The organism is Acinetobacter sp. YH12145 (assembly GCF_013418335.1).
GTDB lineage: Bacteria > Pseudomonadota > Gammaproteobacteria > Pseudomonadales > Moraxellaceae > Acinetobacter > Acinetobacter amyesii.
In genome coordinates, this window is sequence record NZ_VPCE01000009.1 from 103,453 (window position 1) to 126,768 (window position 23,316).

The 23,316-nt window shown below is 41.0% G+C and carries 15 protein-coding genes and 1 pseudogene; 10 read left to right on the forward strand and 6 right to left on the reverse strand.

Annotated elements, in window-relative coordinates:
* Positions 1 to 19: 19 nt before the first annotated feature.
* The gene (locus FTU80_RS11655) at positions 20 to 634 is read right to left on the reverse strand and encodes a carbonic anhydrase (protein WP_111884438.1); all 615 of its coding nucleotides are present in this window, start codon (positions 632 to 634) and stop codon (positions 20 to 22) included.
* Between the two features lie 334 nt (positions 635 to 968).
* On the opposite strand from FTU80_RS11655, the gene FTU80_RS11660 reads away from it, so the two are divergent.
* Positions 969 to 2,009 carry an alpha/beta fold hydrolase gene (locus FTU80_RS11660; RefSeq protein WP_373685217.1) on the forward strand — a complete coding sequence of 347 codons (1,041 nt, stop codon included), beginning with the start codon at positions 969 to 971 and terminating at the stop codon, positions 2,007 to 2,009.
* A 46-nt stretch (positions 2,010 to 2,055) separates the two neighbouring features.
* A complete protein-coding gene (locus FTU80_RS11665; RefSeq protein WP_180024089.1) occupies positions 2,056 to 3,063 on the forward strand; it encodes a hypothetical protein in 1,008 nt (335 codons plus the stop codon).
* 37 nt (positions 3,064 to 3,100) lie between these two features.
* On the opposite strand, the gene FTU80_RS11670 is transcribed toward FTU80_RS11665, so the two are convergent.
* Both FTU80_RS11670 and nfuA read right to left on the reverse strand, forming a co-directional pair.
* Entirely contained in the window at positions 3,101 to 5,296 is a 2,196-nt protein-coding gene (locus FTU80_RS11670; protein WP_180085182.1) for a TonB-dependent siderophore receptor, read from the reverse strand.
* 231 nt (positions 5,297 to 5,527) lie between these two features.
* Positions 5,528 to 6,166, reverse strand: coding sequence for a Fe-S biogenesis protein NfuA (nfuA, locus tag FTU80_RS11675; protein WP_078189947.1), 639 nt, complete (start codon positions 6,164 to 6,166; stop codon positions 5,528 to 5,530).
* A 158-nt stretch (positions 6,167 to 6,324) separates the two neighbouring features.
* Here nfuA and FTU80_RS11680 point away from each other — a divergent pair, with 158 nt between their 5' ends.
* From FTU80_RS11680 to FTU80_RS11690, 3 genes are all read left to right on the forward strand, one after another.
* Positions 6,325 to 6,942, forward strand: coding sequence for a rhomboid family intramembrane serine protease (locus tag FTU80_RS11680; protein WP_180085184.1), 618 nt, complete (start codon positions 6,325 to 6,327; stop codon positions 6,940 to 6,942).
* 245 nt (positions 6,943 to 7,187) lie between these two features.
* On the forward strand, positions 7,188 to 7,367 hold the full coding sequence (locus tag FTU80_RS11685) for a hypothetical protein (RefSeq protein ID WP_078193028.1): 180 nt from the start codon (positions 7,188 to 7,190) through the stop codon (positions 7,365 to 7,367).
* Positions 7,368 to 7,586: 219 nt separating this feature from the next.
* Positions 7,587 to 9,137 carry a hypothetical protein gene (locus tag FTU80_RS11690; protein ID WP_111884443.1) on the forward strand — a complete coding sequence of 517 codons (1,551 nt, stop codon included), beginning with the start codon at positions 7,587 to 7,589 and terminating at the stop codon, positions 9,135 to 9,137.
* Positions 9,138 to 9,299: 162 nt separating this feature from the next.
* Here the strand turns inward: FTU80_RS11690 and FTU80_RS11695 are convergent, their stop codons facing one another.
* Entirely contained in the window at positions 9,300 to 10,919 is a 1,620-nt protein-coding gene (locus tag FTU80_RS11695) for an inorganic phosphate transporter (protein ID WP_180026505.1), read from the reverse strand.
* Between the two features lie 478 nt (positions 10,920 to 11,397).
* On the opposite strand from FTU80_RS11695, the gene metH reads away from it, so the two are divergent.
* Positions 11,398 to 15,087, forward strand: coding sequence for a methionine synthase (gene metH / locus FTU80_RS11700; RefSeq protein ID WP_180085186.1), 3,690 nt, complete (start codon positions 11,398 to 11,400; stop codon positions 15,085 to 15,087).
* A gap of 50 nt (positions 15,088 to 15,137) precedes the next feature.
* Here the strand turns inward: metH and FTU80_RS11705 are convergent, their stop codons facing one another.
* Entirely contained in the window at positions 15,138 to 16,988 is a 1,851-nt protein-coding gene (locus FTU80_RS11705; RefSeq protein ID WP_180085188.1) for a DUF262 domain-containing protein, read from the reverse strand.
* Between the two features lie 223 nt (positions 16,989 to 17,211).
* On the opposite strand from FTU80_RS11705, the pseudogene dhaK reads away from it, so the two are divergent.
* The 3 genes and pseudogenes from dhaK (at position 17,212) to FTU80_RS11720 (ending at position 21,632) form a co-directional block, all read left to right on the forward strand.
* A pseudogene (gene dhaK / locus FTU80_RS16495) lies at positions 17,212 to 18,942 on the forward strand (dihydroxyacetone kinase subunit DhaK).
* Between the two features lie 222 nt (positions 18,943 to 19,164).
* On the forward strand, positions 19,165 to 19,842 hold the full coding sequence (locus FTU80_RS11715; RefSeq protein ID WP_180085190.1) for a DUF421 domain-containing protein: 678 nt from the start codon (positions 19,165 to 19,167) through the stop codon (positions 19,840 to 19,842).
* A 602-nt stretch (positions 19,843 to 20,444) separates the two neighbouring features.
* A complete protein-coding gene (locus tag FTU80_RS11720) occupies positions 20,445 to 21,632 on the forward strand; it encodes an ammonium transporter (RefSeq protein ID WP_078193036.1) in 1,188 nt (395 codons plus the stop codon).
* A gap of 76 nt (positions 21,633 to 21,708) precedes the next feature.
* Here FTU80_RS11720 and FTU80_RS11725 read toward each other — a convergent pair whose 3' ends face one another.
* Positions 21,709 to 22,407: an HAD family hydrolase gene (locus FTU80_RS11725; RefSeq protein WP_180085192.1), complete on the reverse strand. Its 699-nt coding sequence runs from the start codon at positions 22,405 to 22,407 to the stop codon at positions 21,709 to 21,711.
* 172 nt (positions 22,408 to 22,579) lie between these two features.
* Here FTU80_RS11725 and FTU80_RS11730 point away from each other — a divergent pair, with 172 nt between their 5' ends.
* Entirely contained in the window at positions 22,580 to 23,287 is a 708-nt protein-coding gene (locus FTU80_RS11730) for a phosphatase PAP2 family protein (protein WP_180085194.1), read from the forward strand.
* The last annotated feature ends 29 nt before the right edge of the window (positions 23,288 to 23,316 follow it).

The window sequence follows — 23,316 nt, forward strand, 5'->3', positions numbered from 1 at the left end:
TGTCTTTACTGTAATTTGCTTAGAAATCGTAGAAGCTTACTTCACCCGTTTCGAGTGAATACTCAGCGCCCACCACTTTTAATTTGCCTTGCGCAATTAAGTTTTCGAGAACTGCTGAACCATGACGAAGTTGATTTACTGATGCAAAAACGTTTGAACGTACTGCATGCATTGAAAGTTTTTCAAGGTCATCTTTCAATTCAGTTTGCATAAGTATTTCTACAGATGGACGAACGCGATTCACAATCGACATCAAGTTAGCTGATGGTGGTGTCGCAGGGTTAGTTAAAGCTTCAATCGTAGAATGAATCGCGCCACAGTGTGTATGGCCCAATACAATTACAACAGGACAACCGAAGCTTTCTGCTGCAAATTCCACGCTACCGACTTGAGACGGTGCCACAATATTACCTGCAACACGAATCACGAATAAATCGCCTAAGCCTTGGTCAAATACCATTTCAGCAGGAACACGTGAGTCTGAACACCCTAAAATAATCGCAAAAGGTTCTTGGCTTTCGGCCATTTCAGCGCGTTGTTGATGCGTCAAAAGCTTTGGGTGATTCGTTTCACCGTCTACAAAACGTTGATTCCCTTTTTTTAAACGATCTAAAGCTTCTGCTGCTGTTAGCATGTTCTAATTACCCTTATCCGAAGTTGCAATATTTTAATCCCAGTCGAATCGATTGTCACTTGCAAAAACAATTGCTGTGAATTTTTTCTACGACGATGCAACTTGATAGAAAATGCTACTCCACATTCATCAAAAAAAAATATTTTTTCTGTAATGGTTCACATTATTAAAACTCAAGTTTAACCACATCAAAAAAGCAATGGATGACAAAGGTCATTTTTAATTTACAATATATTTCATAAATATACGCTTTTGCTATTTCAGCCCATTCTGATAATAGTCATATAAATGATCTAAAAAATATATCGATTCGATTTAACTGGGGTAAACGTCAATGAAAGGACATCATTCACGCGTTTTTGGCTTTTTCAAGCTAGCAACAATTTGCTGTATGACGTTTACTGCCAACCATGCTTTGGCTGCAAATCCGTCTCCCATCAGCAAAAACCTGGCTGTACCCTCTATCGTCCAAAACTATTTGAGCCAAGAACGTAAAGCGGCTGGTTTAGTTACACATAGCGTTCAAGTCGGCAATGTGAATTGGAGTTATAGCGAAGGCGGTCAACGCTCTAAACCTACCATTTTGCTGATTCATGGTTTAGGCGGCACACGTGATAATTGGAATCGTGTTGCGCATTATTTAACACCGAACTATCACGTGATCATCCCCGACCTTCCGGCCAATGGCGATACACATGTGCCGGTCGATTTTGATGTCTCAGTGCCGAATGTCACGGAACAACTACGCCAGTTTGTCCTTAAAATAGATATTGAAGATAAACTGAATGTTGCAGGTCACTCATTGGGTGGTTCCATTGCCACGGTATATGCCTCTCAATATCCTTTTGATACCCAAAGTTTATTTTTACTCAACAGCGCGGGCATTTATAAACAGGCCAATACCAGTTACACCCGCGACCCGTATAAACTTAAAAATTTAATCGTTTCAAAACCGGGGGATTTAGATGATGTCATGCATAAACTCATGCAAAATCCGCCCAATGTTCCGACACAGCTTAAAGAAGCGCAGGAGAATATCTTAATTGCGCGTGCGCCCTTCACCAGTAAAATGATCGATCAAGTCGTCACGCTCAATCGAATCTACACCCCTGAAACTTTTGCTCGTTTAACACGAACAGTAGAAGCCCCAACCCTGATCCTTTGGGGCAAACAAGATAAAATCTTTAATGTGGAAGTGGCTGGCGAACTCAAGTCTTTACTGAAACGTGCAGAAACCCCAGTGATTTTAAATAACGTCGGTCATATGCCAATCTTAGAAGCTGAACAACAAGTTGCAGAGCATTACTTGCCTTTCCTTGCGAAAAGCCAAAAGTTTAAAAACCCTTTGGTAGATAAACTGATTCAGTTAAACTGAGCATTCGCCATTTTTAGATCCCCATCACTGGGACTTCAGGGAAAGTATGCAGAAAAACCCGATGATTGAGCAGTTGATTGACGCTCAACTGAACTTTTTAGATCAGAGCTTTTCACACAATGATACCGTAGCCACTGAATTCACCCATTTTTATCAATGGTTTCGTAAACAATCTTTGCAGCAGATTTGGAGTTTTGATCAAATCAATGCCTTGTTGCAGAAACAAATTTTAAATACCCCTGCAAGTCAATTTCTGATTGAGCAAATTGCTGAACATATCAAATTTGCACTGATTCATCCTGCAAATGACAGCACCACAATTGCCGAAATCATTCCTGTGTTGACCATCGATAAAATTGCGCAGTATGTGGCAAGTAAACAAGGACATCGTCAGCGTTTAATTCATACGATGGTCAACAATCCTGCATTTTCAGCCATGATCAGTCAGTTGATTCAACATGCGATACAAGATTATTTAGACAACTCAGTGATTGCAAAATCGGTACCCGGTGTTTCACGATTTATGAAAATGGGGAAATCGGTACTGGAAAATGTCACAGATACCAATTTAGATAATGCTGTCAGCAAATACTTGCAAAAGAATATTTTAAAGCTCAGTCAAATGAGTGAAACCGTGTTAAATCAGCACTTTGATGATCATAAGCTGTACCATTTTCAAGCCAATTTGTGGCATAAAATTAAAGCGCTGCCAGTTTCAGTATTAAAGAACTATGTTGAAGTTCAGGACTTGCCGCAAACAGTTGCCATGGGTCATGAAATTTGGGACTTTATGCGACAGTCTGAATATATGAAACAGCAAGTGCATGATGGCGTATACGCTTGGTACGTGCGCAATGCAGAACGCCCTTTTGATTTATTGCTACGTGATTTAAATATTGATGAAGCACTGATTCAGCATGAACTTCAAAACTTACTCAATCCTATCGTTCAACAAATGATTGAGTCGGGTTATTTGCGTGAGCGTTCACGTCTCTATTTAGAACAATTCTACTACTCAAGTGAAGCACTGAAAATTTTAAATATCCCAACATAAAAAAAGCCGCGTTAAGCGGCTTTTCTTTTGGACATACTTAGAACTGGTATTTCAAACTTGCATAATAAGCTCGACCCGGCTCGTTATATGTTTGGTTGACCGTTTTATCACGCAGTTTTTGCTCATCAAATAGGTTATTCACACCGATACGAGCACTTAAAGCCGCATTAAATTTATAACCAAAGTTAATGCCTGCAATGCCATAACTTTTCACGCTATCCATCGCCAAGCCATTTTTGCTTTCAAGACTGGTTTCTGCATATTGACGTGGTTTTTGACGACCATATTGGGTATAGACAAAGTTACTGTCTAATCGATCCGTGATGTTGTAGTTCAAAATAGAGTTTAGTGTGTAATTCGGAATAATCGAAAGCGGGTTGCCTGTACGTTTATCTTCAGAGTTGATCATATAAGTAACGTTATTGGTCCACGTGATATCACCCCAGTCCAAAGAAATACTTCCTTCAACACCTTCCACCAAGGCTTCTGGCGTATTCATCCAACGCAGTACATTATATGTTGTACCATTTACTTCCAGTTCTTCTAGACGTGTATCCCCAGCAACGATCTTATTTTTATAATCATTACGAAACCATGCAAAGCTTGCATTTACGATGTCTTTTTCAAACTGTACACCTAATTCTTTATTCACTGAAGTTTCAGGTTTGAGATCGCCATTACCTTGTAATAAACATTGGCTCAGCCCAATCGGACAGCCATTACCGCGAGTGCTTAACAGATAACCTTCCGCATTTTGGTACATATTAGGTGCTTTATACGCCTTAGCCACACCACCTTTTAATGTCCAATAGTCGCCAAGTTTTTGCGTAATATTGAGACTTGGACTCCAGCTATCGCCCGATTTACTATGATTATCATAGCGTAGTGCCAAAACAACATCGGTGCTTTCGCCCAAGTTCATATTGTTTTCAACATAGGCCGATGCAATCCGTGAATCCATTTGTGAACGGTCACCTGAGGTCAACACATCGCCAAAACCGCCTGCGCCAGCTTGTGTATTAACCGTATCAGTAAAGTCATCTTCAACCCATTCAGCGCCTAAAGTTAATACTTGTGGGACATACCATTGGAACGGCAGATTGGCTTCTGCATTAAAGCGAATGGTTTCTAGATGTGACGTTTGTTTATTCTCGAGATTATTAATCTGTCCCTCAGTACTACCGCCTGTTCCTTCAGGTAGGCGTTTATTTTTGGTTTTGTCATATTGCGCAATGAGTTTACTATCGCCCCAACCCCACGTACCTTCATGGGTTAATGCAAAACTATCACGATAAATGGTATTGGTTTCTTCACCGATTAAAGCGGATAAAATTGGTGCTTTGTTGGGATCGGCTGGATCAAATACACTGTTTTGACTGTCTCCTGCAAAACGGTTACCTTGGCGGCCAACACTTGCGTCAAACATCAAGACTTGTTGATCGTTCAACTGCCAAGCCAAGCGCCCTGCAATATCTTTATTTTCAACGCCTTCTCGACCCGCCATACGCGCACCATTATCCATTAGAGCATTAATATCCGCAGCATCTGAATCGGTTTTGTTATAACTACCGTATAAACGATATGAAAGGACATCTTTAAGAATTGGCCCGCTTAAGTTAAAGCTCTCACGGTGACTTGCGCCCTCTTTAGCGTCTTCGGGCTGATTAGTAAAAACCTCCACAGAACCATGCACTTCGTTGGTCACTTTCTTGGTTTTAATATTGACCACACCACCCATCGCACCTGAACCATAACGCGCTGCTGCTGGACCACGCAGCACTTCAATCGACTCAATAGCATCTGCAGGTACCCAGTTCGAATCACCACGTGTATCACGCTCACCACGCCAGCCATAACGTACTGAGTTTCTCGAATTTACAGGCTTGCCATCAATTAAGATCAACGTGTTTTCAGGCCCCATGCCACGGATATCAATCTGACGGTTATTACCACGTTGGCCTGTGGCACTGTTACCAGTCAAATTCACACCCGGCATACGGCGCACATACTCTGAAATATCATTCACAACCGGCATTTTTTCTAAATCTTCTGCCGTAATTTTTGAAGCACCTAATGATTGTTTAACCTGTTCTGCTGCGGTAACAACAATGGTTTCCATCTTCGTTACGGATTCGTCTGTTGCTTCAGTTTGCATATCTTCTGCATGCGACAAACTTACCAATGCACAGAGTATTGAAAGTGTAAGCGTTGATTTTAATAGTTGTTTGGTCATTGAGTGCTTCCAAATAAACGTATTTATGGAGAAATCTAGAATAATGTGTTGCACATTGTAACCACCAAGAACAATATTGCAACTAATTTTAATAATCATTCTCATTTATATTTATGATATAGATTATCATCTCGCTGTAAAAACTTCAGAAACCATTTAAAAATCTTCGTTTTATTTGATTTAGACAATAAAAAAGCCGCATCATTGCGGCTTTTTTTAACAATACTAAACTTATTTGAAATAAGCACCTTCAGTATTACTGTGATCCGTTTGGTCAACAACGCGCATTAACTCAGGTACATGCTGCTTCAATGTTGTTTCAACACCTTGTTTCAAGGTTAAATCGATTGAAGAACAACCTTGACAACCACCACCGAATTTAAGCACTGCAGTTAAACCATGTTCTGCATCTTCAACCACTTCTACCAGTGCACAGTTACCACCATGACCTGCAAGGCCAGGGTTAATTTCTGACTGTAGAACATAAGTAATACGCTCTTCTACAGAGGCATCTGGACCCACACGTGGCACTTTTGAGTTTGGTGCACGGAATGTTAACTGACCACCAAAACGGTCTTTGTTATAGTCAATCACCGCATCCAAAAGATATGGAATAGACGGTGTGTCAATAAATGCAGGGAAATCTGGATAGTCTTGTTTATAGTCTGTAGGCACAACTTCTTCTGGTGCACTGTAAGCCATACAACATTCAGCACGTGGCGTACCCGGATTTTCCACAAAAACACGTACACCAATGCCCGGTGTATTTTGTTTATCCAAAAGATCTTTCAAATACTCTTGGGCATTTGGAGTGATCAATAGGTTTGGAATTTCTTCAGCAACTGCTGTGCTGTTGTTCTCAGTCGACATTACAATATTTCCTCAAGCTGAAGTCGCTATTTTAACTTAAGATGCGGGGCATTAGAAAAAAATCAACTAAAATTGTCGGAATTATTCTGAAAGTTCACGCTTTAAGCCGTTTTAATGGCATTATTGAGCATAAATTTTAACAAGTAGAATAGTCATATATGTTGGGTCTACCCTTTAACCACACCGTGACCATTATCCTGATTACGGTGGTGATTTCACTGATTGCATTTTCAAATCAGAAAGTGATGAATCGTTTGTTATTTTGGCCGCCAGCCCTCAGTCGTGGCGAATATGACCGATTTATTAGCCATGGTTTTATTCATGCAGATGGCGCGCACCTATTGTTCAACATGATTACCTTATTTTTCTTTGGTAGCGTGATTGAAAGTTTTTATCGCCAATATTTCTTCGACATGGGCTTTGTGTTGTTTTATTTAGGCGGTTTGATCGCTGCGATTATTCCGAGTTATTTAAAACATAAGCATGATAACCATTGGGCAAGTTTAGGGGCTTCTGGGGCGGTGTCTGCGGTACTCTTTGCGTATATTCTGTTTGAACCGTGGAAACTGATCTTTGTATTCTTTATTCCTGTTCCTGCGATTATTTTTGCCGTGCTGTATGTGGCTTATAGTATCTGGTCAGGTAAACGTGGCAACAGCAATATTAACCACAGCGCACACCTTTGGGGCGCAGCGTATGGTGTAATCATGACGATTATTCTTGAACCGAAGCTCATTCCACATTTCTTAAGTCAGTTATTAAACGTTCCTTTCTAACATTAAGTTTAAAAAATCAGCCTGATGTAACCAGTAAAATGACAGCCTAAACCGTTTCAGTTTAGGCTTTTTTATTGTGCAGAGTTTAACCTCATGACCATTGATCTTTTCTTTAGCCAATTTCCCACATCTACAACACCGCACTTTGAATATCGAGCTATACAATTTCACAGCAGATTGAAACGCTATCTATCCTTGCCCTGATTTAAACTGAAATGACACAGAATAAAAAAGGGAAAATTCCAATGAAAATAGTCCTGATGTTCTCAAGTTTGCTGTTGACCTGCGTGTTGAGTGCTTGTGCCGTTCACACCCGTGAAGGCAGTATCGTGGTCGACCCAGATCGTAATCACTATCCTTATAAGTACCCAGATCGACATGGCGACTTTTGCCCGCCCGGACAGGCTAAAAAAGGCCGTTGCTGATTTGCCGTTGCTGATTTCATGCCCTCTTCTTTTAAGCCTTCAAACCGAAGGCTTTTTCAATTCCGGCAATAAAATTTGAAGCTGTATATTCTACGAAAGTTCACAAAAGCACATGACAAATCATATAAATCTGGCACTTTATGCCACCCTATTTTTTAATTTGGCATAGATAATGTATACATCTGTATATTAATGACAAAATTAGCTGAGATATTTTGCATGTCGAGTTCAACTGAAGGTCTTCAATTTCCCATTTCGGCTTCAAACCAAAAGCCGAGTACATCTAAAACTGGTCGTGAAATTATCGCTGAAGCCTTAGCTGCAGTTGACCATCACTCTTCTGTACGTGCAAAACAAGAAAAAAACTGGCGTAAAAAATATCCTGAATATTTTAAAGCCTTGGTTGAACAAGGAATTCAATCATCTGAAGCTGCGATCAACATTGCTGAGCAAGGTTTAAATAAAGCGCATCACGTCTTTGAGTTTTATCGTAATCAAGAAAAGTATACGCTCAAAGATGCAGTAGCTTTGACTGCACATCCGCTGCATACCGTGAAATTAAAAGGTGAAAGTGACGCAGCGCCTGAGTGGTATGTGCCCTATCATGGCCAAAAACTTCAAGGTGAGGCTTTACTGGCTCAGATTCAAAAATGGCAAGATGCTGGCATCATTGAAGCCAGTCATGCCGACGCATTACGTGAAGCCATTGCACACCCAGAATGGTTCGATTTATCAGATCGGACTATGGTGCTTTTTGGTGCTGCCTCCGAAGCTGGCCCTCTGACGTGGTTAGCAAAATGGAAAGCCAATATTGTGGCAATCGACCTCAATAATGAACGTGTTTGGGATCGAATCTTAAGCACGGTTCAGGCCGGTAATGCCACTTTATATGCACCAAGTCTCGACGCTGTGCATGAAGACACACCCATTCAAGAACTAAAACACAAATTGGGCGCCAATTTACTGACACACATTCCTGAAATTGCACAATGGCTTGCACAAAGTGAACATCAACTCGATCTGGCTGCAATTGCCTATTTAGATGGTGAAAAGCATGTTCGTGTTGCAATGGCAATGGACAGCATCATGGCCTATGTCAGCCAACAAAAAGCCGACACCAGCTTGATGTTTATGTGTACTCCGACCGATGTCTATGCGGTTCCAGAAGAGATTGTTACGGCAGCGCAAGCCAAATTCCAAAACCGTGCTTCTGCACAAAAACTATTGACACAAAGTATTGCCAAAGTCACAGGTCAGCATTTCTTTAAGCAAAATAATGAGCAAACCACCACAGCAGACAATGGAAAATCCTATGGTATTGCTGACTGTCTAGTGGTGGAACAAGGTCCAAACTACGCACTCGCAAAACGTATCCAACAATGGCGCGCAACTGTCGCACGTCAAAATGGTCAGCGGGTTAGTATCAATATTGCGCCATCCACCACGACCCGCTCAGTGACGAAGAACCCATTATTAAAGGCAGCATTTAATGGTGCGAGTTTATTTGATGTGGAATCCTTCCAACCTGAAACCACCAATGCACTCATGGCAGCTTTATGGATTCACGACTTGAGAAACCCTCAATCGGTTGCTAACCCTGAAACAGCGCTAGACCATCCATTAGAACTCATGATGCATGGTGCCAACCATGGTGGCTTATGGCGTGTGGCTTATTTGGCGCGTACTGCCTTACCTTTTGCAGCGCTGTATGGTTTTGCTGAAGAGAAATTGCCCGTGAAAAAAGTATTGGGGCTGTTTAAAAAAGCATAATTGCATTGGTTTAAATAAGTGTTGAACTTTGCAAAGCTTCAACTCGCTAGTTTGACTGTTCCAATTCAGCTCAGTCACCCCATTCAAATCGGTGATGACTGAGATAAAGCCATAAAAAAACGCTGCCGAAGCAGCGTTTTTTATATCTGGAATTTGAGTTGCTTAGAACACTTTCAAGAATAACCAGTACAAGCAACCTGATAGACAGATCGTTGCAGGTAAAGTGAAGACCCAAGCTGATAGAATGGTTTTCACTGTTGCAAAGTTCAGACCCGATTTATTCGCGACCATGGTACCTGCAACCGCAGAGTTAAGTACGTGTGTAGTCGATACAGGCATACCAAAACCATCCGCAGCAGCAATCGTTGACATAGCAACAAGCTCGGCAGACATACCCTGACCATAGGTCATGTGGTTTTTACCAATACGCTCACCTACAGTCACGACAATACGTTTCCAACCCACCATGGTTCCAAGACCCAGTGCCAATGCAACAGCGACTTTCACCCATGTTGGAATGTACTGTAAGAACGAGTCTAAGTGACTACGATATTCCTTCACAGTCTTTTGTTCAGCTTCTGCCATTGCTGGTAGTTGCTCAGCTTTATCTAGACGTTTAAAAGCAGTAGTACTTAAGTACATGTCATTACGAATCGAAGATACTTCTTGTTCAGGAATATCTTTTAAGTCGCCATACTGTGCAACACGCTCACCTAAATGATCGGTCAAACTTGCTAAAGCTGGCACAACTTCTGGGCTGACTTCTTTGGTTTGAATGTATTTGGTGAGTACATCACGCGCTTGTGCATCAGGAATATCCTTATGCTCTGCGTAGATCGCAGTCGCAGTTTGAGCAGATAACTGATGGAAAGATTGAATATGTTGATTATCTAAGTTCTTATTCAATGAATAAGCCAATGGCACACATCCGATCAAAATCAGCATGATCAGCCCCATACCTTTTTGACCATCATTTGAACCGTGCGCAAAACTTACACCTGTACAGGTAAAGATCAAAATTGCACGAATCAGTGGTGGTGGCGGCTTATTGCCTTCTGGTGGCTGAAACAATTCTAGCTGTTTGCGGAAAATACGCTTCACCAACAAGAAAACGAGTGCTGCAAATGCAAAACCAATCAGTGGAGAGAACAATAAAGCCTTACCGACTTTAAGCACCTGCTCCATATCTACACCGCTCGCACCACCGCCTGCATTTAACAGGTAGTTCATGATGCCAACGCCAAGAATAGAACCAATCAAAGTATGCGAACTAGACGCTGGGATGCCCAAGAACCAAGTCCCTAAATTCCACAAAATCGCTGCGATCAACATAGCGAAAACCATGGCAAAGCCAGCACCTGAACCGACATTCATAATCAATTCAACAGGTAACAAGGCAATAATGCCGTAAGCGACTGCACCACTGGCAACCATTACGCCTAGGAAGTTACAGAAACCCGCCCACATTACCGCAACCGGTGCTGACAAGGCGTTGGTATAAATCACTGTTGCTACTGCATTTGCAGTGTCATGGAAGCCATTTACAAATTCAAAGCCAAGTGCGATGAATAAGGCTGTGCCCAATAAAATCATTGAATAAAGACTTAAAGGCGGAACATGCGCTAAATCGGCAGTCACCTGAAAACCAATATAAATCAACGTTGAAATAATCACCGTTAAAAATACCGGCATAAAGAATTTCGGTGTAGGCACATGAACATTCGTAGACTTTTGAGTAGTCGACGTGTGCGCTGAATCTACGGGAGTTTGTTTAGAATTCATGCAGGCAGGAATAGAGGATTTTAAAATCCCCATATTGTTCAATTTAATTATGACAATTATATGACAAAGCGGTGTCATATAAAGCAATTTTTCATGCTTTATTTGTTTTTTTTAAGCGTTAAAAACCGACTTTTACACTCTACTTTCACAAAGTAAATCAGTTGTTTAAGCTTCATATTTGAACTTTAATTTCTTTGAAACCCAATGTTTCAACTTATATTTCATCTGTCATCTTTTTTGTCATATTGCATAGCCCTCCTGGTTGTTTTTCAAGCTTGCCTGAGCAATATGACAAATTCATGAAGCTTTCCATACATTTATATGAAATTGGTATATGAAATTAACAAGTTGCAATATTGCTCATTAATTCAACAAGCTAATAATTGCGCGCTGTTAAGATGGTTGAATATCAATAAAACTGCAATGAATTCTGTTAATATATTTGCCGATTTTATATTCCATCGGATTGGGGTTATTTATGTCCACGCTTGCCACCCTAAAAGAGCTGCTCGCTCAACGGATTCTGATTATCGACGGTGCAATGGGCACCATGATTCAGCGTCATAAACTCGAAGAAGCTGACTACCGTGGTGAGCGTTTTGCAGATTGGGCATCTGACCTCAAAGGCAATAATGACCTATTGGTGTTGACTCAGCCGCAAATCATTCAAGGCATTCATGAAGCCTACCTCGATGCTGGCGCAGACATCATTGAAACCAACAGCTTTAACGGCACTAAAGTTTCAATGTCTGACTACCACATGGAAGATTTGGTATCAGAGATCAACCGTGAAGCAGCGCGTATTGCCAAAGCCGCTTGTGAAAAATACTCAACACCTGAAAAACCACGTTTTGTGGCTGGTGTGCTTGGGCCAACTTCACGTACTTGCTCAATCTCGCCAAATGTAAATGACCCAGCATTTCGTAATATTACTTTTGATGAGCTTAAAGAAAACTATATTGAAGCTGCGCATGCCCTGATTGAAGGCGGTGCAGACATTCTTTTAATTGAAACAGTATTTGATACTTTGAACTGTAAAGCTGCCATTTTTGCAGTGAAAGAAGTGTTTAATCAGCTTGGCTATGAATTGCCATTGATGATTTCAGGCACGATTACCGATGCCTCTGGCCGAACTTTAACTGGCCAAACTGCTGAAGCGTTCTGGAACTCTGTGCGTCATGGTGATTTATTGTCGATTGGCTTTAACTGTGCCCTAGGTGCAGATGCCATGCGTCCGCATGTAAAAACCATTGCTGACGTTGCCGATACTTTTGTTTCGGCGCATCCGAACGCTGGCTTACCAAATGCCTTCGGCGGTTATGATGAAACCCCTGAACAAACCGCTGCCTTTATTAAAGAATTTGCAGAAAGTGGCTTGATTAACATCACTGGCGGCTGCTGCGGTACAACGCCGGATCACATCCGTGCTATTGCCAATGCCGTAAAAGACATTGCGCCGCGCCAAGTGCCAGAAACCAAACCCGCTTGCCGTTTAAGCGGTTTAGAGCCGTTCAACATTACAGAAGATTCGCTGTTTGTAAACGTCGGTGAACGTACCAACGTGACAGGTTCTAAAAAATTCCTACGCTTAATCCGTGAAGAAAACTTTGCCGAAGCACTCGATGTTGCACAGCAGCAAGTTGAAGCCGGTGCTCAGATTATCGACATCAACATGGATGAAGGCATGCTGGATTCAGAAGGCGCAATGGTGCACTTCCTGAATCTTGTAGCCTCTGAACCTGAAATTTCACGTGTGCCGATCATGATTGACTCATCTAAATGGGAAATCATTGAAGCGGGCTTAAAATGTGTACAAGGTAAAGCGGTTGTTAACTCGATTTCCTTAAAAGAAGGCTATGACGAGTTCGTTGCAAAAGCGCGTTTGTGCCGTCAGTATGGCGCTGCCGTAATTGTGATGGCCTTTGACGAAAATGGTCAGGCCGACACTGCTGCACGTAAAAAAGAAATCTGTAAGCGCTCTTATGACGTGTTAGTGAATGAAGTTGGCTTCCCTGCTGAAGACATCATTTTTGACCCGAACGTGTTTGCAGTGGCAACAGGTATCGAAGAACACAACAACTATGCTGTGGACTTTATTGAAGCGACAGGTTGGATCAAGCAAAACTTACCACATGCGATGATTTCAGGCGGTGTATCTAACGTATCGTTCTCTTTCCGCGGTAACGAGCCTGTACGTGAAGCGATTCACTCAGTGTTCTTATACCATGCCATTCAGCAAGGCATGACTATGGGTATCGTCAACGCAGGTCAAATGGCGATTTATGATGATATTGACGCTGAACTGAAAGCTGCGGTTGAAGATGTGATCTTGAACCAAAACCAAGGTGAAAGCCATCAAGAAGCAACAGAAAAGCTGCTTGAAGTTGCTGAAAAATACCGCGGTCAAGGCGCTGCGCAAAAACAAGTGGAAAACTTGGAATGGCGTGAACTTCCAGTTGAAAAACGTCTTGAGCATGCGCTTGTAAAAGGTATTACCACTTACATCGATGAAGATACTGAAGAAGCACGCCTGAAAGCTAAACGTCCACTCGATGTGATTGAAGGTCCGCTGATGGACGGCATGAATGTGGTAGGTGATTTGTTCGGTTCAGGCAAAATGTTCCTGCCGCAAGTCGTGAAATCTGCACGTGTCATGAAACAGGCTGTAGCTTGGCTGAATCCGTTCATTGAAGCGGAAAAAACAGCTGGCCAATCTAAGGGTAAAGTCCTAATGGCAACGGTGAAGGGCGACGTGCACGACATCGGTAAAAATATCGTGGGCGTGGTGTTGGGCTGTAACGGCTATGACATCATCGACCTTGGCGTGATGGTACCTTGCGAGAAGATTCTGCAAACTGCCATTGATGAGAAAGTCGACATTATTGGTCTATCTGGCCTGATTACGCCGTCACTGGATGAAATGGTTTTTGTTGCGAAAGAAATGCAGCGCAAAGGCTTTAATGTTCCATTGATGATTGGCGGTGCAACCACTTCTAAAGCGCATACGGCAGTGAAAATTGATCCACAATATTCAAACGATGCAGTCATTTATGTTGCCGATGCATCTCGTGCGGTGGGTGTAGCAACAACTTTACTTTCTAAAGAAATGAAGCCAAAGTTTGTAGCAGAAACCCGTGCTGAATATGAAAAAGTGCGTGAGCGTATTGCTAACAAACAGCCGAAAGCAGCGAAACTGACGTATGCTGAATCGGTTGAAAATGGTTTAAAAATTGACTTTGCAGCCAATGCACCTGTGAAGCCAAACTTTATTGGTACGCAAACACTGACCAATTATCCATTGGAAACTTTGGTTGAATACTTCGACTGGACACCGTTCTTTATTTCTTGGAGTTTGGCAGGTAAATTCCCTGCTATCTTAACTGATGAAGTTGTAGGTGAAGCAGCAACTGACTTGTATGAACAAGCGCAGACCATGCTGAAAGACATCATTGATAACAAACGTTTTGATGCTCGTGCTGTGTTTGGTATTTACCCTGCAAACCGTTCAGCAGCGGATTCGGTTGAAGTGTATAGCGAAGATGGTCAATCGGTTACGCATACCTTCCATCACATTCGTCAACAGTCTGATAAAGTGACAGGTAAACCAAACTTGTCATTAGCGGACTTTATTGCGCCTAAAGGTGTCGCAGAAGACTACTTGGGCGGTTTCACTGTATCGATCTTTGGTGCAGAAGAAATGGCCAATGAGTACAAAGCTAAAGGCGATGACTACTCTGCAATTCTTGCACAATCTTTAGGTGACCGTTTTGCGGAAGCGTTTGCGGAGCATTTGCATGAGCGCATCCGTAAAGAGTTCTGGGGCAACCAAGCGTCTGAAACCTTAAGCAATGAAGAATTGATTAAAGAGAAGTATGTGGGCATCCGTCCTGCGCCGGGCTACCCTGCTTGTCCTGAGCATTCTGAAAAAGCGCCATTGTTTGACTGGTTAGGTTCTACCGACAAGATTGGTACGCAATTGACTTCTAGTTTTGCAATGTGGCCGCCTTCATCTGTCAGCGGTTTCTACTATGCAAACCCTGAAAGCCAATACTTTAACGTGGGTAAAATCGCAGGCGACCAGCTTGAGGATTATGCGAAGCGTAAAGGTTGGACACTGGATGAAGCGAAACGTTGGTTAGCGCCAAATTTGGATGATTCGGTGGTTTAATAATCGCAAGAGTTTAGATAAGAAAAATCCCCTCGAGTGAGGGGATTTTTTTACTGCCAAATTGTGCTCTGAGCTGTTTTAATATTAAGGTGTGCATCATCCAATAGTTTTAAATATTTCTCAAACAGTTGATATCTGGCTTTTAGAAAATCTTCAAATTTATTATCATTACTTCCATTTAATAAGTCCTCACTAAAAGGTATGCAATGAGTTTCTAAACTTTTTATTAAATTGTTTTTTGCATTTATTTCACTTTGTGGAAGATGTACACCGTTTGTATCTTTCTCAATATTATTTGCAAGAAGTTCTTTCAAATAGATACTTGGTGCTTTATCCCTAATTTTAATATTAGAGATCTTATTAATTCTTATTTTATTTAATACACAATCGACCCTTTCATCTTCAAAAGAATCAACTGCAAAATTATTATCAATATATTTCACTGGATATATATGATGAACGTCAATCTTTTCAGAGATGGAAATATTTGCATTATTCTCTAAGTTCTTAAACTTTTCCTTACTCCACATTAAGTAATTTACAGTTAAAAACTTGGTGTTGGTATTTGAATCAATATTCAAAAACTCTTCAAAACTAAATTCTATTTTAAAATTACTCCAATATTCAGTAGGAATAGCAATACCTATTGCTAAATCACGTAAAACTTCACAATCTTTTTTTAGTACAACATTTGTAGAACCATGTCGCGCACCTCCATATCTATTATCATAAATAGAGGCATAAAACCAAAACCTAACAATATCAATCTGTTGAGCACTTGCCTGAGAAAAATCTTTATTCGGTAAATTTTGAAAAAAGCTTAACAAAGGTAGCAACATTGTCTTATATGGAATATTTTCAACCTTAAAAACCCAATGGTTATCTTCCAACCATTTTTGCACATGGATTATATCTTTAACTGTGCTATCCCAATTTTTTTTAAAAGCTTCTCCATCTAAATCTTTTAATATAGATTTCTTGGTTACATCACCATTGACTTTAAAATTTATATATCTAACTAAAGGATCAACTAAATTTTCTTGAAAATAAGGTTCTTTTTCTAATTTTTTTAGTGCATTTCGCAAATTGAATGTCAAATATATTTTCGCAGTAATGATATCAGTAAAAGATAAATTCAAGCCTTGTGAATTACTTCTTTCAAAGTATAAGCAAAATTTTTCTAAGTCCATATTTAATAATTGAACAGAAATTAAGTTTGTCTTTTTATAGACATCTGTCTTAAAGTCATTCCAAAACTTTATACCAAAAATTTTATATATTTTTTTATCATCATGAGTAAAATCAATTTTATCATTTTCAAGAATTGGGTCAATAACTGCCTCCTGAAAATCATCTTGCATTTCATCTATATTTTCATAAAGATCACCTAAGCAAATATAATAGGTCTTACCTAGTGGCTTTACCGAAGTTACGCCATCTATATATTTATCAAAGGATATATCTATCCCTTTTTTGATTTTTTGAATTGTGTCATCCCATATCTCAGAATCCCTGAGCAATTCACTGTCTTTAAAGGTAACATATACTTTATCCATCCCTTTAATAGCTCGATATATAGATGTAACACGTTGTTGTCCATCCAATAATGTATAAATGTCCTCTTGTTCAAATTGATCTTTAGTGTACTGAACTGTTTTAGGCTTTCTTTCTCGCTTACCTCGCTCTCTAAGGTCAAATCCACGACAAGCTAAATCAAAATCTGGTTTAGAAACTATTAATGAACCTATGAATAAATCTTTTAAAATTGAATCAAATAATGTCTCTGTTTTCTCTAAAGGCCATTTAAAATCGCGTTGAAACTCTGGTAACACCAATTTTTCTTTATCTATTAATTTTACAATATCTTCAATTGATTTAGTTTCCTGTGTACTAGTTTTCATAACCCTTATAATTTCCTTTATTAATAATCGCTAACGGTTTTATACATTAATATCATTTAGCTATGAAGAAAAACATCAAATTAATTCATTATTTCTTAGCTACTTTCTAACCCATCAACGCCTCATCATCCATTTTTACATTTTTAACTCTGCAAAAAGTCTCACTTTCTAGGATAATAGCCACATTTAATATTCTCCCAAATATCCGTGAAGGCTTTCCTCCATGAAAAAACTCATGAACGGTGCAGAAAACATCGTAATTGAAATGTGCAAAGGCTTTGTTCTTGCCCATCCAGAACTCGCATTTAACGAGTCGCACAAAATCATTTCACGTAAAGAAAAACACAATAACGTGGCACTTATCAGTGGTGGTGGTAGCGGTCACGAACCTGCCCATGCAGGCTTTGTCGGTACAGGCATGTTAGACGCTGCCGTATGTGGTGATGTATTTGCATCTCCATCGCAAATTCAGGTCTATAAAGCCTTACAGCAAGTCGCAACTGACAAAGGCGTGCTGATGATCATCAAAAACTATTCTGGCGATATGATGAATTTCCAGAATGGCGCAGCCCTTGCAACTGAAGACGGCATTAAAGTTGACTATGTAAAAGTGGCAGATGACATTGCGGTTAAAGACAGCCTATATACAGTCGGTCGTCGTGGTGTTGCAGGCACAGTATTTGTACATAAGATTGCAGGCGCAGCAGCATCAAAAGGCTTAGAACTTGCAGACGTAAAAGCGATTGCTCAAAAAGCTGCGGACAACGTCATTAGCCTTGGTTTTGCTTATAGCTCATGCACCGTACCTGCCTAAGGTACACCAACCTTCTCTTTAGCTGAAGATGAAATGGAGTACGGTGTTGGTATTCATGGTGAACCCGGCATCCGTCGTGAAAAAATCTTGCCATCCAAAAAAATGGTACAGCGCATCGTGGATGACCTGTTCCTTGACCGCCCAGACATGAAAGAAGTTGCAGTCTTGGTCAATGGCTTTGGTAGCACACCGCTGCAAGAGTTGTATGTCTTTAACCATGATGTATGCGAACACCTTGCACGTAAAGGCATCAAAATTTACCGCACATTTGTCGGCAACTATATGACCAGTATCGACATGAATGGTGCATCTGTGTCCTTGCTTGCTGTCGATGATGAATTGAAAACTTACCTCGATGCAGCAGCCAACACCCCTGCATTTAAAATGGATGGTTCAGCAGCACAGCCTTTAACTTTTGTGTCCAAAGATTCTTCAGCCGAAGCTGTAGTAAACACCCAAGTTGAAACACAGCCTGAACATGCGGTGATTAGCAATGAGCAATTCACCATCGAAAACATGCGTTATGTGGTGGATGTGATGTCTGCATGTATCATTAGAAATGAAGTGCTATTCTGTGAGCTGGACGCGCATGCAGGTGATGGCGACTTCGGTATGAGCGTGGCGAAAGGCTTTAAGCAATTAAAACGTGAATGGCAAAGTCTGATTCAAGCGCAGCAGATGGATGAATTCATGCTGAACTGCTCAATGATCATTATGGAACATTGTGGTGGCGCGTCTGGCCCAATCTGGGGTTCAGCATTCCGTGCGGCAGCGAAATCGATTCAAGGCAAATCAGTTTTAACTGTCGCTGATTTCTCAGAGATGCTGCAAGCAGCGGTCAAAGGCATTCAAACCACAGGTGAACGTTCATTTGGACGTGGCGCAGTGGTGGGTGATAAAACCCTGATTGATGCCTTAGTGCCATGTGCAGATTCATGGTCTGCCCATACCGATAAATCATTTAAAGAAAACTTTACATTAGGTGCAAAAGCGGCAGTTCAAGGCGCTGAAAATACCAAAGAAATCGTGGCGCGTATGGGACGTGCAGGAACTGTGGGCGACCGCAGTCTTGGCTATCCAGATGCAGGCGCACATGGTTTAGGTGTAATCTTTACGGATATTGCAGAACATATTAAATAACTGAACGTTTTAAAAAATTGCCAACCCACATCAAAAGCATCGATTCGTCGGTGCTTTTTTATGACTATTTTAAAGCACTTTTTTCATCAACTATCTCATGCATACAATACCGTTAGCATGAAATCCATTTTCAAATAATGCTTAAAAATTAACACAATTGAGCTGCTTTACCGCCCAGCGCTTTGCTAAGTTAAAACATATAACGATAAAAAAGGATGAGACATGGATTTCACTCAAATTTTCATCCATGACACCACATGGACTTTTGCTGCCGAAGTGATTTTGCGTAGCGTCATTATGTTCGTTTTAATCATCGTATTCTTACGCCTAACGGGCAAACGCGGGGTGCGACAGTTATCCATCTTTGAAGTTGCGATACTCCTTGCTTTGGGTTCTATTGCAGGCGACCCAATGTTTGATGAGGAACTCCCCCTCTTACAAGCGCTCATTGTGATGACGGTGGTGATTGGTTTATACCGCGTAATCACTTGGCTAATGATGAAATACCAACCCTTTGAAGATTTAATTGAAGGCAAAGCCCTCTACATTGTGGAAGATGGTGAATTGGTTTTAGAAAAGATTAAACAAGGTAAAATGTCACATGATGAATTCTTCTCTGAAATGCGTCAGCAAAATGTTGAGCATCTTGGACAAGTTCGAGTTGGCTTATTAGAAAGTGATGGCAAGTTTAGTATTTTGTTTTACCCACCAGAACAAGTGCGTTATGGACTGCCACTATTTCCGAAACCCTATAAAGCGGTTCGCGATATCAAAATGCATCATTTGTACGCCTGTACGCATTGTGGCAAAACCATGTACATTCACGGTGCACAGGACGCCTGCCCGCGCTGCGGATGTTGTGACTGGGCTGAAGCGATTAATACACAGCGTTTAGCTTAAGCATTCAAGGCTAAAACTTTAAAATTCTGTGCCGCTTCAATTAAATACGTCATCAAAATACAGTCAGATCCAACGACCATCACCACAGACCCACCCTTGAATGTTTTATTCGCCATCTAAAAGTGCAGCAGCAGAGATTTCATTGGTTAATATCTGTGCATCATTTCAGTTCAGGCAAGACATCCAGCTTTCATCTTTTAATGACCACAAGATGCTCAGACAGACTCCCAAAAATGTATCATTCGTCAATTTTCAGTTCCATTATCGCGCTAACATCTATCAATCAGATAAAAATACAAAATAATGAATTGCCCTGAATTAACTCAGAAATGGCGCAATTTGTTTTTCATTTTTTAAACAGATTCTAAAAACATAGTTTTTCACTTAATAATCATTCATTTAATTTTGTCATTGCAAATCATCATTGCACTATTTTAGTGCATTATTGTCATGCTCAAGCAAGTCTTTGCTTTATATCGAGTCTTCTACATTTTTTAGTTTTTTTAATCAAAATTTCCCTCTCTCACTCCTCTTTTCGAAATTATTCCGCTCGATATACTGAACTTCTTTTCGTGAACTAGCGCACAAAACTGGAACACCTTATGCAAAATATAGATCTCCTCTTTCTCCTTCTTGGTGCAGTCTTGGTTCTTGCCATGCATGCTGGCTTTGCATTTTTAGAATTGGGTACAGTACGACATAAAAATCAGGTCAATGCGCTGAGTAAAATTTTGACTGACTTTTCTATTTCCGCAATTGCATACTTTTTTGTGGGTTATTACATCTCTTATGGTCAGCACTTTTTTCATATTGGGGACACTTTAGCCGCCGATCATGGCTACAACTTAATGCGTTGTTTCTTTCTGCTGACTTTTGCCGCAGCCATTCCAGCGATTATTTCTGGTGGTATTGCTGAACGTGCAAAAATGCGGACTCAAGCGATTGCCACATTATTATTGGTCGCTTTGGTCTATCCATTTTTTGAAGGCATGGCATGGAATGGTAATTTTGGATTACAAGCTTGGTTAGAACGTACATTTGGCGCAGCCTTTCATGACTTTGCAGGTTCGGTCGTGGTACATGCGATGGGTGGTTGGATCGCTTTAGCTGCAGTACTTTTACTCGGTGCGCGTCATGGTCGTTACAAAAAAGATGGCCGTATCAGTGCGCATCCACCTTCAAGTATTCCTTTTTTGGCACTCGGTTCTTGGATTCTCATTGTCGGTTGGTTTGGCTTCAACGTAATGAGTGCTCAACGCCTTGATGCGATTTCAGGACTGGTTGCAATTAACTCTCTCATGGCGATGGTCGGTGGCACATTGGCGGCAAACTTCATGGGTAAAAATGACCCCGGTTTCTTACATAACGGTCCCTTAGCAGGTTTGGTTGCAATCTGTGCAGGCTCAGATGTAGTTCATCCTGTCGGTGCGTTGATTATCGGCGCTATCGCAGGTCTGATCTTTGTCAAACTATTTACATACACTCAAAACAAACTCAAAGTCGATGATGTACTTGGCGTATGGCCACTACACGGTGTTTGTGGTGCTTTCGGTGGTATTGCAGTGGGTGTATTTGGACAAAAATGGTTGGGCGGTTTAGGCGGTATTTCAATGATCTCTCAATGTATCGGTACGCTACTCGCGATCGTGATTGCATTGGCTGGTGGATTCATCGTTTATGGTCTACTCAAAGTAACGATGGGCATTCGCCTAGATCAAGAAGAAGAATTCCGTGGTGCAGACTTAAGTATTCACCGTATTTCGGCAAACTCTGAAGAAAACATGTTCTAAACAACACAATCTAAAGCGGCATTTATGCCGCTTTTTTTTACCCAGAACTTCGCTTAAAGCTTGAGTTTAAATCACCTTATTTTAGAAAATCTAAGACCTGATCCAAATGCTGAATTTTATTCGGAATGCTGTGCTGTTGTTCAGGACTTAAAGTATGAAAGCCTTCAAGCAATACGGCAGACATCCCTGCTTGGCTCGCACCATAAATATCATTGACAGGATGATCACCAATAAATAAACACTCGGTTTCCATCACGCCCAACTCACGACAACTGTGCTGAAATATTTCAACTTTGGGCTTACTGATGCCTGCACTTTCCGAGCTGATGATCTGATCAAAATACGATGCAAAACCTAGTCCATTCAAAATATTCAGGCGTGTGGCATGTCCACCATTCGACACCACAGCCAATTTATACTGCTGTTGTTTTAGTTGCTGCAGCAAGGTCAAAGCCCCAGGCATCGCCACGGCAAACTGACCAAAGTGCTGAAACCAAAATTGTGTGAGCTCATCAAAATCGGGTTGATGTATCCAATCCAGCTCCGTTTGTAGAGCATAAGCGACAGATGCCCCAATACTCGGATGAGTAAGGAGTTCTTTTTTCGGATATCCCCCATTATCTATACGATTAATAATACGTTTAATCTGTACAAGGTCTACCTCCGCCAGCGTCGACTGATAAGACTCGGCTAAATACTGCGTATAGGCCTGAACGCTGTGATCTCGATGAGTCAAAGTATTATCTAAATCAAAAAGGACTGCACGTATGCTCATAAATCTTTATTACTGAGTTTTCAAAAACTTTAACACAATGCCCGTTTTGCTTTATGCACCTTCTTCACTATCGATATCAATACAGTTCAAATAGCCGATTAAGTCTGATTTAAGTTTTGTGGTTTCAAATAGCAGCATTCAAACAAAATAATTTCGGCACATCACACGACTTATGCTCTCGAACCGTACCTTTTTATTGCGACAAACCCTGCTGCTCACACTCAGTTTGGTTGGCCTCCTTTATGTTTTTCCCGTCGGTGGTTCGCTCGACCAAGCTTTTATTCAGCCTTGGGTCGACCTACATGGTAGTTTTCCTCATCGTAATGATTGGGCACTTGCTGTGCTGAACCATCGCTATATCAAGAATATCGTCATAGGCGTGTATGTTCTCTATATCGCAGCATGGATATGCAGTTTTAAATATCCGCATCTGAAAGCACGTAAGTTTGAATTTGGTTATTTTTTCGTGGTTGCTCTACTCAGCACGGCAATGATTGGGTTGCTCAAATCACAATCTGCACATGCCTGCCCTTGGAATATGACTGCCGCTACAGCCCATGGCTTTTCTTGGGATTTTTCAGCACGCCAAGGACACTGCTTCCCCGGTGGCCATGCTGCGACTGGTTTTGCCTTAATTACGGGATATTTTGTTTATCGAATACATCGACCTGCCCGTGCTTACTTCTTTTTATCTGCTGGGCTGATTTTAGGCTTTGCTTTTGGCTGGGCGCAAATGATGCGGGGTGCACATTTTCTCAGTCATAATCTATGGACAGCATGGTTTATTTGGGCATTTAATTGTGTCATGTATGTGCTGTTTTCTCGCCATTTCACTGCATCGACTACGCAGCAAAACAGCAAACCTTTTACATGGATCTAATTAAGTCCCTGAATTGAGCTTGATCTGAA